This is a genomic window from Mesorhizobium sp. Mes31, assembly GCF_024519675.1.
GTDB lineage: Bacteria > Pseudomonadota > Alphaproteobacteria > Rhizobiales > Rhizobiaceae > Mesorhizobium.
This window is the reverse complement of the sequence record NZ_JALJRL010000001.1, coordinates 341221-354812: the sequence shown is the minus strand read 5'-3', so window position 1 is coordinate 354812 and position 13592 is coordinate 341221. Positions and strand designations below refer to the sequence as shown.

Annotated in this window: 13 protein-coding genes; 9 read left to right on the top strand and 4 right to left on the bottom strand. The window is 62.1% G+C overall.

The window, feature by feature from the left end; translation table 11 throughout:
• Nucleotides 1–51: 51 nt before the first annotated feature.
• Nucleotides 52–351 (bottom strand): PqqD family protein, encoded by a 300-nt coding sequence (locus NR193_RS01615; protein WP_256749142.1) that lies wholly within the window; start codon nucleotides 349–351, stop codon nucleotides 52–54.
• Nucleotides 352–485: 134 nt separating this feature from the next.
• The gene (locus tag NR193_RS01610) at nucleotides 486–638 is read right to left on the bottom strand and encodes a lasso peptide (RefSeq protein WP_010913078.1); all 153 of its coding nucleotides are present in this window, start codon (nucleotides 636–638) and stop codon (nucleotides 486–488) included.
• 530 nt (nucleotides 639–1168) lie between these two features.
• Between NR193_RS01610 and NR193_RS01605 the strand changes: the two genes are divergently transcribed.
• The 8 genes from NR193_RS01605 to NR193_RS01570 all read left to right on the top strand — a co-directional run bounded on the left by NR193_RS01605 (nucleotide 1169) and on the right by NR193_RS01570 (nucleotide 9618).
• Nucleotides 1169–2299, top strand: coding sequence for a nucleotidyltransferase family protein (locus NR193_RS01605; RefSeq protein ID WP_256749141.1), 1131 nt, complete (start codon nucleotides 1169–1171; stop codon nucleotides 2297–2299).
• Nucleotides 2300–2372: 73 nt separating this feature from the next.
• Entirely contained in the window at nucleotides 2373–3398 is a 1026-nt protein-coding gene (locus NR193_RS01600) for a glycosyltransferase (protein ID WP_256749140.1), read from the top strand.
• Nucleotides 3399–3678: 280 nt separating this feature from the next.
• Nucleotides 3679–4080, top strand: coding sequence for a hypothetical protein (locus tag NR193_RS01595; RefSeq protein ID WP_256749139.1), 402 nt, complete (start codon nucleotides 3679–3681; stop codon nucleotides 4078–4080).
• A 153-nt stretch (nucleotides 4081–4233) separates the two neighbouring features.
• A complete protein-coding gene (locus tag NR193_RS01590; protein WP_256749138.1) occupies nucleotides 4234–5097 on the top strand; it encodes a family 16 glycosylhydrolase in 864 nt (287 codons plus the stop codon).
• 67 nt (nucleotides 5098–5164) lie between these two features.
• Nucleotides 5165–6496 (top strand): UDP-glucose/GDP-mannose dehydrogenase family protein, encoded by a 1332-nt coding sequence (locus NR193_RS01585; RefSeq protein ID WP_256749137.1) that lies wholly within the window; start codon nucleotides 5165–5167, stop codon nucleotides 6494–6496.
• Nucleotides 6497–6563: 67 nt separating this feature from the next.
• Nucleotides 6564–8006 (top strand): GMC oxidoreductase, encoded by a 1443-nt coding sequence (locus NR193_RS01580; RefSeq protein ID WP_256749136.1) that lies wholly within the window; start codon nucleotides 6564–6566, stop codon nucleotides 8004–8006.
• Nucleotides 8007–8019: 13 nt separating this feature from the next.
• Entirely contained in the window at nucleotides 8020–8469 is a 450-nt protein-coding gene (locus tag NR193_RS01575; protein ID WP_256749135.1) for a hypothetical protein, read from the top strand.
• 69 nt (nucleotides 8470–8538) lie between these two features.
• Nucleotides 8539–9618 (top strand): glycosyltransferase, encoded by a 1080-nt coding sequence (locus NR193_RS01570; RefSeq protein WP_256749134.1) that lies wholly within the window; start codon nucleotides 8539–8541, stop codon nucleotides 9616–9618.
• 18 nt (nucleotides 9619–9636) lie between these two features.
• Here NR193_RS01570 and NR193_RS01565 read toward each other — a convergent pair whose 3' ends face one another.
• Nucleotides 9637–10659, bottom strand: coding sequence for a phosphoribosyltransferase family protein (locus NR193_RS01565; protein WP_256749133.1), 1023 nt, complete (start codon nucleotides 10657–10659; stop codon nucleotides 9637–9639).
• A gap of 52 nt (nucleotides 10660–10711) precedes the next feature.
• Nucleotides 10712–12208 (bottom strand): lipopolysaccharide biosynthesis protein, encoded by a 1497-nt coding sequence (locus tag NR193_RS01560; protein WP_256749132.1) that lies wholly within the window; start codon nucleotides 12206–12208, stop codon nucleotides 10712–10714.
• Nucleotides 12209–12393: 185 nt separating this feature from the next.
• On the opposite strand from NR193_RS01560, the gene NR193_RS01555 reads away from it, so the two are divergent.
• Nucleotides 12394–13581: a glycosyltransferase gene (locus NR193_RS01555; RefSeq protein WP_256749131.1), complete on the top strand. Its 1188-nt coding sequence runs from the start codon at nucleotides 12394–12396 to the stop codon at nucleotides 13579–13581.
• Nucleotides 13582–13592 lie beyond the last annotated feature (11 nt).

Here is a 13592-nt window from a genome sequence, read left to right as displayed (position 1 = left end):
TCTGTCGCAGGTTCTTGTCGCAAAACCGTGGCCCACTTTTGCGGAACCTGCCTAGACAAGTTCCTCATGATGCAGCCTCGCAAGCCCGTTGTCCGCCAGGCCCTTCAGCAATGCGTCGACGTCGGCTTTGCAGCGCGCCGGCTCGACATTGTAGCGCGCAAGCACGGCGCCGCGGATGTCCCCGATCGACTTCGGTGCCTGGATCAGGTCCCAGATGAAGGCGCCGACGCCATTCAGGCTGTAATAGATGTTGGATCTCAAGTTGAGCAGCGCCAGGCCTTCGCCAAACTCGCAAGCCACGGCGTCCTTGGTCGCGCTCACCAAATCGTGGTCGGATGGGTTCCAGTTCATCACCAAACCTCGTTTACACTACGCTTCGACAGTTCCGGGTAATGAAAGGGGAGTCGGAGGTTTTTGGCCCCCGACCCTCTTATTTTTTTGCATCCAGAGTCCCAACGTCGTCACCCTGGAAGTTTGTGATAGGCTCAGGAGAACGTCAGGTCGCCGATCGGCGTATGCGCGGGAAACGATGCATCGATCGCCGTGCTGCCGCCGCCGCCCTGGGTGATGGTTTCAATAGAACCATGTACCGTCAGGCTTGGCGTTTCGTATTCATGCTTTTCAACATTCTGTTCCATTTTACTCTCCAATAAAGACTGGAAACGGCCTGTCGAGTGCCGTCAGCACTTCTCATGCTGCGGCGCAATAGCTGCATGGCAGCATTTATGAGTCAAGTCTGATTTACCAAGCGTTAATCAATTACGGGTTGCGGGCGTCGCGATACGTGTAAGAGATGCCTAAAACCTGACATCTTTCAAGCCGAATCCTTGTGCGTCGGCGCTATGGCGATGGTGATTCTTTAAGCATTTGATTTTGCTTGCATAAAATATTTGCCCGAGCGCCTTCTATTTAGGCATCGCTAAAAAAGCAGTTTCATTTGGCAAGGGCCGGCTGAAACGCCCTGGCAGGGGTGGTATCTCAACCGGAATTTGCGCTGCCCTCAGATCACGAGGCAAACGCTATGGTTGTAGAATTCCGGGCTCCAAAAGGCCGAAATTCCGCACTGCAAAAGGAAAGGCTTTACGGCATCGAGGTTTTTGGTGATGCTTGCTTCGCACTTGCAGCATTGGCGGCGAGCAAATCACTTCTTGAGGAGACTGTGCGCTAAATGGCCTTGTCGGACGGTTCATACGAACGATTGCGCGCCGCCGACTGTGCCGACGAGATTGCCTACGTACAGGCTTGCCTGCGGTTATATTTCGCGGGGCCGGGAGCCGCTGCCGGCGACATGTCGATGCCTGGCCTGAGCGTCGCCAATGTTGCCGACATTGCCAGGTTGAACAAGATCGCGACCTTTGTCCTCAAGGCGCTGTCGCGCGCGCCGGCGGGTGAAAGACCGGCCGAGCTTTTTCACTGGTTGGACACTTACCGCAGGAGGACGGTTTCGATGAACGCGTCCTGCATCATGGATTCGATGGCGATTCATGACGTGCTGCGCGCCAGGCAGATCGATTTCGTCTTCCTCAAGGGCCCGTTCCAGCAGCAGCTGCTCTATGACGACCATTTCATGAAGCCTTCCGGCGATGTCGACATTCTGGTTTCGCCGGCCGGGTTTTTCCCGGCGCGTGATGCGCTCCGCTCGATCGGCTACGAGGTCGCCGGCAAGTCGCGCTCCGTCTGGTGGGTTCGCTTCCTTGGCGAACAGCACATGACGCGCGGCGACGGGCCGAGGCCGTCCACGCTCGATCTTCACTATCGCCTCCAGCAGCCGGGCTCGCCGAGCCCGCGCGATGCGGACGGGTTTCTGCGGCGCAAGCGCCAGCTCGAGATCGCCGGTGCGACGGTGCCGTTCACCTCGGCTGCCGACACTTTGCTTCTGTCCTGCATCAGCGTCGCCAAGGCGCTGTTCAATCGGGAACCCTGCGCGGGTTATGTCTGCGACGTTCGCGCCAGCGCCAGCCGCCTCGACGAGGCGGATCAGCAGCTTGTGCTTGACGCCGCGGTCAGGCAGGGACTGGACGACACGCTGCTGCTTGGCCTGCGCGCCGCCGATGTACTGCTCGGCGGCGTCGGCACGCTTCTGTCGGAGCGGGCCACACGAATCCTGTCACGCATCGGCAACGAGGACCTGCTCAACATGGTCATCGCGCCGTGGCTGTCGTCCCTGCGGTGGCCGCAGCGGCGAACGGTGTTGTGGGAATTGTGCGGCCGTGCGCCGGTCCGCTATCTGGCCGAGGCCGGCTGGGCGGCGTCGGCCGACATCAGCCGCCGCATCTTTGAACGGCCGGGCGGTCAGTGATGAAAAGCATATCGGGCATCGAATGGGTACGGGGCGAACACAAGTCGGTATCACCTGTACGAGAGGCAAATCCATGTCGATGACTACCAAACCCCAAGTCTGCGTGATCATCGCGGCCCGCAACGCGGCGCCGACAATCGCCGTAGCCATCGCGTCCGCGTTGCGCGAACCGGAAGTGGCGGAGGTCGTCGTCGTCGACGATGCTTCCACCGACGACACCGCGACAGCCGCCCGATCCGCCGACGACGGCAGCGGCCGGCTCACGGTGATGCGTCTCGATGTCAATCGCGGTCCTTCTTTCGCCCGCAACGCCGCGATCGCCGGTTCAAGGTCGCCGTTCATCAGCATTCTCGACGCCGACGACTTTTTCCTCGAAGGCCGGTTTCGCAACCTGTTTGCCGGCGCCGACTGGGATTTCGCGGCGGATAACATCATGCTCATCCGGGACGATGCGACCGGCGACGTGACGAAAATCGTCGCCCCGCAATTTGCCGCCGAGCCGGAATTCCTCGATTTCGAACGCTTCGTCGAAGGCAACATCTCCAGGCGACGGGTGCAAAGGGGCGAGCTGGGCTTCCTCAAGCCTGTCATCAGTCGTGCCTTCCTCGACCGCCACGGGCTGCGCTACGACGAGAGCTTACGCCTGGGCGAGGACTATGAGCTCTACGCGCGCGCCGTCGCCCGCGGGGCACGGTTCAAGGTCATCCGCTCATGCGGCTACGGCGCCATCGTCCGCGCTGATTCGCTGAGCGGTCGTCACAAGACGCAGGACCTGGAACGCCTGGCCGATGCGGATCTGGCGTTGCTGGCAATCGAAAGCCTGCCGGAAGGCTCGAAAGCGGTGCTGAGGCGGCACGAGCGGCACGTGCGCGACAAATTCCGGTTGCGCAATTTCCTCGACGTCAAGGCCGAGCGGGGACTGGCATCGGCCGCGGCCTATGCGCTGGCCAGTCAATCCAACCTCGTTCCCATCGTTCGCGGCGTTGCCGCCGACAAGCTCGAGTCGCTGTTTCGCCGCGCCGGCTTCGCCTCGAAACGGAGCCATGTGCCGCCATTGCGTTTTCTGATGGCCGGAACCAGCACCGGCAAGGAGCGTTGAGGATATCCGGCCGTCCGGTCCGTCCGCCAGTGCCGGCTTGTCGTTCAAACCATTTCGGACGGATTTATGAGTTTACGATTTGGGTGGTTGCCTCACGGCTCCGGGGATGGCAGTCTATGTTGCGGTGCAGCAAATTAGACGACCAGCCGAACTGGCCCCGATCGGATTGGTCTGATGTCTCTCCCGTCAGAGGAGCAGGACGATGCAACTTTTGGACCCCGGTTGCGGGGATCGGCCACAAACCCGGCCTGGAAGCCGGCGATGACAGGAACCTGAACTCATGGCCTCGATATTCGGCTTCAGATCAAGGGATCCGGCCCGCGACCGGCAAACCGACGGTTCGCGGCTTGATCGTCTGGCAAAGCTTTTCGAGCAGATCGCGGCAGAGATCGAGGCCGAGAGAGCCGGACTTGAGAATCGCTATCGGACAAAGGCGACCAACGCCGCCTTCCTGGTCGAGGCGATGGAAAACGGCTCCACCTCCGACCGTCGGTCATCCGAAGTCAACGCGCTGACGGAGTCGATCCTGAACTGTGAGCGCCGGATCGCGGCGCTGTCGCGCCAGAACGGCATGATGAAGGAGCTTCGTCATTCGCTGGACGTGCTCTTCCATGAGGATGGCGCGTCCGATTCGGCCACTCCGGCCGAATTCGCCAAGCCGGCAGGCGCCGGCAGGGCGTAAGAGTGAAGGCTCGGGAACTGTTGCAACAGATTTGATGCGAGGCAGGAAAAGCAATTCGGGAGGGTCACGTAGGAGGTCAGGGTTGGCCCGTTCAGGAGCGGTTCGAATGTCGACTTTGGGTTGGGGGAAGCACAGCACAAAGGTAAGTTTGGTATGAATTCGGATCCGAAAGCTACGTCCACCATCGCAACCGGCGGAACGCCGTTCACGCCTCGGGCCAGGCAAGCCGGCTTGAGGCGGCTGATTTCGATCAGCGCCTTGCTGCTTGCCGCTCTCGGCAGCCTGTCAACGACCCCTTCCCGTGCCCAGGACATACCGACGTCGCCATCATTCGTCGACGATTTCAAGAGCTTCGATCGTGCGCGCTGGTACGTTTCCGACGGCTGGAACAACGGCAGCCATCAGAATTGCACCTGGTCGAAGGGCATGGTTAAGCTCTCCGACGGCGTGCTGTCGCTCGGCTTCGAAAAGCAGAAGCTGAAGGACCGCGACTTCGTCTGCGGCGAGATCCAGACCAAGCAGCGCTTCGGTTACGGCACCTATGAGGCGCGGATGAAGACCGACACCGGTCCCGGTCTCAATGCGGCGTTCTTTTCCTATATCGGCCCCACCGACAAGCAGCCCTGGGACGAGATCGACTTCGAGATCCTGACCAAGGACACCTCCAAGGTGCAGGTCAACGCCTATATCGGCGGCAAGGGCAAGAACGAGAAGCTGGTCGACGTCGCGGGCGGTACCGAAAACGCCTTCAACGACTACGCTTTCGTCTGGCAGAAGGACAGCTTGCGCTGGTACCTCAACGGCCAGCTCGTCAACACGATCACCGACCCAGCGAAGCTGCCCACCCATGCGCAGAAGATCTTCTTCAGCCTGTGGGGCAGCGATACGATGAAGGGTTGGATGGGTGCGTTCGCCGATCCTGGCCGCAAGCTTTCGCTGCAGGTCGAGCGCGTTGCCTTTACCGCACTCGGCGAGCCCTGTCAGTTTCCGGAATCGCTGGCATGCAGCGTAAAGTAGTTGGGAAAGTCGAATTGAACTGGCCGGACCGAAAACGGTCCGCCGCCTTGAATGGGAACGAAACCGAATGAATTTGACGGTGTTTGGAATTGGCTATGTCGGTCTCGTGCAGGCGGCGGTGCTTGCCGAAGTCGGCCACCAGGTGGTGTGCGTCGACATCGACGCAGGCCGGGTCGAGCGGCTCAACCAGGGGCTCGTGCCGATTTTCGAGCCGGGGCTTGAGAGCCTGGTCAAGGAGAACCACGCCGCCGGTCGCATCAAGTTCACCACTGATGCCGCGGCCGCTGTCAAGCATGGCGAGATCCAGATGATCGCGGTCGGCACGCCGCCCGGCGAGGACGGTTCGGCCGACCTCAAATATGTGCTGGCGGTCGCCGAGACCATCGGCCGCGAAATGGACGCGCCCAAGATCGTCGTAGGCAAGTCGACCGTGCCGGTCGGCACCTGTGAAAAGGTAAAGGCCAGGATCGCCGAAACGCTGAAGAAAAGAGGTCGTGAGGACCTCGCCTTCGACGTCGCCTCGAATCCGGAATTCCTCAAGGAGGGTTCGGCGGTCGCCGACTGCATGAAGCCGGATCGCATCATCGTCGGCACCTCGAGCGAGGGCACCGAGGCGGTGATGCGCGAGCTCTACGCGCCGTTCAACCGCAACCACGAGAAGATGATCGTGATGGACGTGCGCAGCGCCGAATTCACCAAATATGCCGCCAATTGCATGCTGGCGACCAAGATCAGCTTCATGAACGAGATGGCCAACCTGGCCGAGCAGCTTGGCGCCGACATCGAGGAGGTCCGCAAGGGCATCGGCAGCGATCCGCGCATCGGCTACCATTTCATCTATCCGGGCCTCGGCTATGGCGGCTCGTGTTTTCCAAAGGACGTGCGGGCGCTGATCAAGACCGCCGAAGGCGTCAAGTTCGACGCCAAGCTGCTGCGCGCCGTCGAGGAGCGCAACAACGACCAGAAATCCGTCCTGTTCGACAAGGTAAACCGCTATTTCAAGGGCAATCTTGGGGGCAAGACCTTTGCGCTGTGGGGCCTGGCCTTCAAGCCCAACACCGACGACATGCGCGAGGCGCCGGCGCGTGTGCTGATGGAGGCGCTCTGGAAGGCCGGCGCGTCTGTGCAGGCCTATGATCCCGAGGCGATGCAGGAATGCCAGGCCCTCTACGGCCTGCGCGACGACCTGCTGTTGTGCGGCACCAAGGAAGCGGCACTGCGCGGCGCCGATGCGCTGCTGATCGCCACCGAATGGAAGAGCTTCCGCGCTCCAGCCTTCGACGCGCTGAAGGACGCGCTGACCACGCCGGTCATCTTCGATGGCCGCAACCTGTATGACCCCAAGGTCGTCGCTCGCCACGGCATCGAATACCACTCGATCGGCAGGATAGCGGCGTGAGGCCGGGCGTGGAGACCTGGAAGCAGAATCTGGTGGGCGCGCTCGGCGCGGAAAGGACTTGTGGCTGATGGTGCTGGACGTAAAGCCGGAGCAAATCACCAGGGATCATTTCGATCTTGTCGCGATCGGTTCCGGCTTCGGTTCGGCCTTTTTCCTGCACGAGTTCGCGAAGCGGCGAAAGGCACGCATCCTGGTTCTGGAGTGGGGCCGGCACAACACCCATGAATGGCAGCTCAACCAGAACGCCAACACCGACATCGATGACGAGACGACCTACAAGACCAATTCCGACAAGCCCTGGAACTACACGATCGGACTGGGTGGCGGAACGAACTGCTGGTTCGCGCAGACGCCAAGGTTCCATCCCAATGACTTCAGGCTGAAGACCACCTACGGCATCGGCAACGACTGGCCGATCAGCTATGACGACGTCGAGCCGTTCTACTGCGACGCCGAAGACATCATGTCGATTTCGGGCGATCCCGACATGGCGGCGATGCTGCCGCGTTCGCGGCCGTTTCCGCAGCCGCCACATCGCATGTCCACACCGGACCGGATGATGAAGGCGGCGCAGCCCGGCCAGCATTTCGTCATGCCGACGGCACGAGCGCGCGTGCCGACCGCGCAGCGCACCTCATGCTGTGCCAATTTGCGCTGTTGGCTATGCCCGGTCGACGCGAAATTCACTGTCAACAACGGGCTGATGCATGTCTTCGAGGATCCCGACGTTTCGGTCTGCCTCGGCGCGGAAGTGCGGCGGCTCGATCATGTCGGCGGAACGGTTCGTTCGGTCACTTTCGTTCACGGCGGCAAGGAATATTCGGTCACCAGCGACCTCTTCATTCTCGGCGCCAATGCCATCCAGAGCGCGGCCATCATGCTGCGATCCGGCCTGGGCGACGAATTCGTCGGGCGCGGCCTGCACGAATCCTACGGCTGGAATTTCGAGGTCTATCTCGACGGTGTCGACAATTTCGACGGCAGCACCATCACGACGGGGCTGAATTTCGGCCTCTATGACGGTCCGCACCGATCGGAGCATGCGGCGGCACTCGTCTATTTCGAGAACCGTTGGCAACACGGAATGCGTGCCGAAAAGGGGCGGCTGCGCCAGGCGCTGCCGCTTGTCGTGGTCACCGAAAACCTGCTCGATCACGAGAATTTCGTTACCCTCGACGAGGACGACAATGCCTTCGTCAGCTTCAAGGCGCCGTCGGACTACGCGGTCAAAGGCATGGCCCGGGCGCTGGAGAAATTGCCTGGGCTGCTTGCCCCGCTGCCGGTCGAAAAGCTCTTCGACCGCGGCATCCGGCCGACCGAATCGCATGTCCAGGGCACGCTGAGAATGGGCACCGGCCCGGCCGATTCGGTGATCGACAGCAACATGGTCCATCACCGGCTCAGAAACCTGGTTGTCGTCGGCACCAGCACCTATCCAAGCTGCTCCTGCGCCAATCCGAGCCTGACCGCGGCAGCGCTGTCCTTGCGGGCGGCGAGCCGGATCGCGTGAAAGGAGGTATCGGATGATCGAAATTTCCAGACGTTCGGCCCTGGCGATCGTGGCGGGTGGTGTGGTGTCGACGGGCATTGCCTATGCCGCCGTCTCCTCGTTTTCAGACGAGGACCTCGTCCGTGTCACGCTCGAAAAATACTTCGGCACGCTGAACATGCGCATCGAGCATCTGCAGCAGTTCGTGCTGGCGTTCCGCGACAGGAATCCATGGATCTTTCCGAGCGAGAAGCTGAGCGACGCCGTCACTCTGGCGGAGGAGTTCAAATTGGGCGCCGCACGCCGCCTGCTGCCCCAGCAGAAGCGGGAAGATCTGGTGCATTTCGACCGCTGGGTCATCGCCGAATTCCATATGCTGACGGACTACGCATGGCGCAGTTCGCCAAGCGATCCGATCCGGTTCACCGGATGGCAGTCATGTACCAATCCGTTCGCGAAACTCGATCCGCCGCAGAATGCCTGAGGCGGCCTTCAACGCAGCCCTTGATCGGGCTGCATGGAATGAAACGCGAAAAGACCAGGAGCCAGGACCATGAAAGTTCTTTTTGCAGGCGGTAACGGCTACCCACCGGAATTCAGCGGCGGCGTTCAGTCGAGCACCCATCATCTGGTCGAACAGCTGATCGAACATGGGCATGAGGCCGCCGTGCTGGCCGCGCTGTTCGGGGACGGTGTCTTCGGCTTGAAGGCGCGCGCCAAGATGAAGCTGCTGCGGCAGCCGGCGGTCGTCGACAGCTATCCCGGCTATCCGGTGATCCGGGCGTGGTTTCCCTGGGAGGCAGCAGCCTTTGCCGTCGACAGGCAGAAGCCGGATGTGGCGCTGGTCCAGTGTCACAAATCGGTTCCGCTCGGCAAGGCATTGCAGGCCGAGGGCGTGCCGCTGGTCGTTTATCTCCGCAATGTCGAGTTCCATGAACTGGGTGGCGATCTGCGGGAATTGCGTTCGGCACTCTACATCGCCAACTCGGAGTTCACCGCGCGCACCTACAAGAGAGAGTTCGGCATCGAGGCGGCGGTGATCCCGCCGACCATCAATCCGGCGCATTACAGCACCCAGACGACGGGCCAGTTTGTCACTTTGATCAACCCCTACGAGGAAAAAGGCTTCGAGCTTGCTGTGCGTGTTGCTGGCGCGTGCCCCGAAATCCCGTTCCTGTTCGTCGAAAGCTGGAAACTGGAGGACGATCATCGCGCGCGCATCGAGGAGACGATCGCGCCGCTCGGCAACGTCACGCTCGAGAGCCGCACCAGCGACATGAAGACAGTCTATGGCCGCACCAGGATCCTGCTTGCCCCCAGCAAATGGGAAGAGGCCTGGGGCCGCGTCGCGTCCGAGGCCCATTGCAGTGGCATCCCGGTCGTCGGCTCGCGGCGTGGCGGTCTGCCCGAAGCGGTCGGCCCCGGCGGCGTGGTGCTGGATTACGATGCTCCGCTTGCCGATTGGGTCGCGGCCGTCAGGCGGCTGTGGAACGACAACCAGGAATATGACCGGCTCTCGGGCCTCGCGCGCAGCTTCGCCGGGCGGCCCGAACTGGATCCGGATCGCCAGTTCGCCACCTTCTTTTCGATACTCGACAGGGCGGTACAGCAACGCGCGCGGCAAGCGGCGTAAGGATGCTGGTAGTCCGGGTCAGGCCGGGCGCTTGACCCGGTTCTTCAGCGTCTCGTAACCGCGTGCGCCAAGCAGCGCGCGGGCGAGGGTCTTGGCGGCCGCTTTGCGCCCTTCCTGCGACTTGATCTGCCGCAGCCTTGCCGGCAGGTTGCGGGCCGCCTGGCCAAGCGCTGGCAGCGACAGCGCGTCGGGAAAGCTGACCATATGCGTTTCGACGCACAGCACCGGCTTGCCGGACAGTTCGGTGATCTTCAGCGCCTGCTCGTGTTCGCTCTCGATGAACAGGACGGCATTGGATCTGCGGTAGAAATCGGCCTTGAAACTGCCATGCGCGCCAAGCCGCTGCCGTTCCGCCTTGCTCGGCAGATCGAGCATGATCAACTGGTCGTATTTGATCTCGTGCTTGGCGAGCCACGCCTCGGTGAGCGCACGGTATTTCTCCAGCCGGCTGGTGACCAGCCAGCCGATCTTGTGGGTCGGCGCATGCAGAGGCCGCGCCTCGCTGAGGAACTTCTCGTAGACCGGTCCGTCGTCGTTTTCCGCCTCGGTCGGATCCAGGCACAGCACGCCGTCTATGTCGACGCAGCATTGTGCCAGGAATTTGTGATGCATGAAGTTCCACTGGAACATGCGTGGATGCGGCACGACCTCGAAGACGAAGTCAGTCTCCTGGTGTTCCGGCTGCAGGCCGAACACCGCGGCAAAGGTGAAGTCCGCTTCGATACCGGCCGCCGCGATGCGGGCGCGCGCGTCGCGCATGGCATTGCCACCGGCGACGCTGTCGTCGATCACCAGCACCTTGCGCATTTCGGAGGCCTTGCGATCGAGCGCGGCGCGGCGCTTGGTGACGCCCGAGGTGTAGATCCGTCCGGTCAGGAAGCTATCCAGATCGGTCATCGGAATGTTGGCCGTCAGGCTCACCAGCGTCGCCGCCAGTATGCCACTTCGGGGAACGCCGACGACAAGGTCGATGTCGCGGGGCAGCCGGTGAAGGTTCCTGACGATCGCGTCGTTCATGTCGGAGATTGATCGGTAGTGCATGAATCAGACCTGAAACTGGAGTGGATGTCCGTAGCTGTCGAAGGCGTCCAAATTATTGCGCCTCGCGAGGCGTTGCCGCGGGCGGTCTTGCCGGCAGCATCTTTATCGCCTCGCGCAGGGCTTCGCGGCCGGACGCGAATGCCAGCGCGATGACGATGGTGATGAGGTAGGCGAGGACGGCGCCGCTGGCCAAGGCAACGACATGCTGCTGCGGCAACAGCGGCTTGATGAACCAGATGGCGGCCAGTGCCAGATGGGCGCCAAGCACGAAAGGCGTTGCGGCGCGCAGCACATGGTGGGCCTGCAGCGGACCGCTCTTGCCGATATAGAGCCACAGGAAAGGCGTCCGCAGATACTCGCTGATCGCATAGGCGATCGCCACGCCCAGCGCGCCATAAGGCAGGCCGAGCATGAAGGCGATCACCGAGGTCACGGCCGTTACGATGCCCCAGCGCATGAAATCGCCGGAGCGGCCCTGGCTGACGAAAAGCCATCCCGCCGGGTTGTTGAGCGGCTGCAGCAACCCGGCAAAGCCAAGTGCCAGGAAGATGCTGGCGCTTTCGCGCCATTGCTCGCCGAGCACGAACGGGATCAGCACGTCCGACATCGCGGTGGCGAAGGCGACACCGGGAAGCGCCACCAGCAGGATCAGCGGCATGACGCGCAGATAGGCGCTGCGGTAGCGGTCCGGCTCGTCCTTCAGCCTGGAGAGCGCCGGCACCATCACCTTTGACAATGGATTGGTGATCTGGCTCAGCGGAAACAGCAGCAGCTTGTAGGCGCGGTCGTAGAGGCCGAGCTGGGCCTCGCCCCAGAATTTTCCGATCAGCACATTGTCGAGATTGCGGGCAAAGAAATTGGCGAAATTGAAGCCGGTGATCCCGGCGCCGAAATTGACCAGCTCGCTGATTCCGGCGACCTTGCGCGGCAGGCTCGGACGCCAGCGCGAACCGGCCCAGTAGCAGAGCGTCGGCAGCACCGCGCCGGTCAGCGTGCCGGCAAACAGCGCCCAGTAGGAGCGGTCGATGAAGGTCCAGGCGATCGACACGGCGAGGCCGGCGACAGCGCTGGCGACATCGATGATCGCGAGACGGCCGAACTGCATGCGGCGCGTCAAAAGCGCCAGATGCTGGGCGCCAAGCCCATAGGCCATGATCTGCAGCCCGAACGCGGCCACGAGGCCGGCCACGCGCGGCTCGCCGTAGAAGGCGGCGACCAGCGGAGCGGCCCCCGCGAGCACGCAGGCCAGGATCGCACTGACGGCGACATTGATCCAGAAGAGGTAGTTTACCTCCTCATGCCTGATGCCGTTTTTCTGGATCGTTGCCTGGGTCAGGCCGAAATCCTGGAACAGCGCTATGAACGCCAGCACCGGCGCGCACATCGCCACGACGCCGAAATCCTGCGGCGACAAGAGCCGCGACAGCACGATAACCGATAGGATCTGTGTCGCGACCCGTACAGACTGCGCCATGGCCGTGACAACGGCGCCGCGCCCGACCGATTTGCGGAGCGAGCCTTCAGGCGGATCGAATGCATTGGCTTCCAAATTCAGGATTCCTGATCTTTGCGCGGATTTCCGACCCCTGAAAATCCACAACCGCCGCCAAGGACAAACTAGGGCATTAATTTTGCAGTGCAACAGAAAACGTCTATTGCTGCACCAAAAATGTTGCGATGCAGCAAGAGCTGTACTAGCATTCCCGTGGGTGGGCCAACAGCGGTCGAGTTTTCATGCTGCATGTCTTGTACCTTGTGCACGACGTTTCCGACCCGGCCGTGCGCCGGCGGATCACGATGCTCAGGGCAGGTGGAGCCCAGGTCACGTTGGCCGGCTTTCGTCGTACGGCCGATCCGATTGCGGATATCGAGGGATTGCGGCCGATCGACCTTGGCGCGACGCGCGACGGCCGGTTCGGCCAGCGCCTCGCGGCGGTCGCCAAGGCGGCGGTTTCGATAGGCTCGAAGCTTGGCGGCTCGAAGCTTGGCGGCATGCCGAGGCCCGATCTCATCATCGCGCGCAATCTGGAAATGCTGGCGCTGGCGCGGCGGGCCAAGTCGGCATTCGGTGCGTCGGTTCCGATCGTCTACGAATGTCTCGACATTCATCGCCTCGTGCTTCGCAACGATTTTCTGGGCAAGGCGCTGCGCGCCACCGAACGTTTTCTGGCCAGGGACGTGAAGCTGCTGGTGACCAGTTCGCCCGCCTTCATCGCCAATTACTTCAAGCCGTTCGGCCAGGTCGCGGCACCGATCGAACTGGTCGAGAACAAATATTTCGAAGCCGCGGCGATTTTGCCCGGCGACCCCGAGCCGGCGGACGGCCCGGTCGGCCCGCCATGGCGGATCGGCTGGTTCGGCGCCCTGCGCTGCCGCCGCTCGCTCGAACTTCTGGCCGATTTCTCCCGCCGGATGGAGGGGCGCTTCGAGATCGTGCTGCGCGGCCGTCCGGCGCTGTCGGAGTTTCCGGATTTCCATGGCTTTGTCGAATCCGAGCCGTGGCTGTCTTTTCGCGGGCCTTATCGCAACCCAGAGGACATGGCGGCGATCTACAGGGAGGTCCATTTTTCCTGGGCCATCGATTTCTTCGAAGCCGGACAGAACTCCGAATGGCTGCTGCCCAACCGACTCTATGAAGGTTGCCGCTTCGGCGCGGTGCCGATCTCGATGGGCAACACCGAAACCGGGCGTTTCCTCAACCAGCAGGATATCGGCGTCCTGCTCTCCCAGGCCACGCCCGAGGGGCTCGAGGCAGCGCTCGGCAAGATGGAGGAGCACCGCTTCGGCAGGCTGAAGGCGCGTGTCCTTGCCCGCAACCCGAGGACGTGGAGCTACGATCGCAGCGATTGTCGTGCGCTCGTCGAGCGGCTGCGCAGCTTGACCACCGTGCCCGGTTCCTTCGCAGCAGAAGCGCTCGCATAGGATGGCTGGAG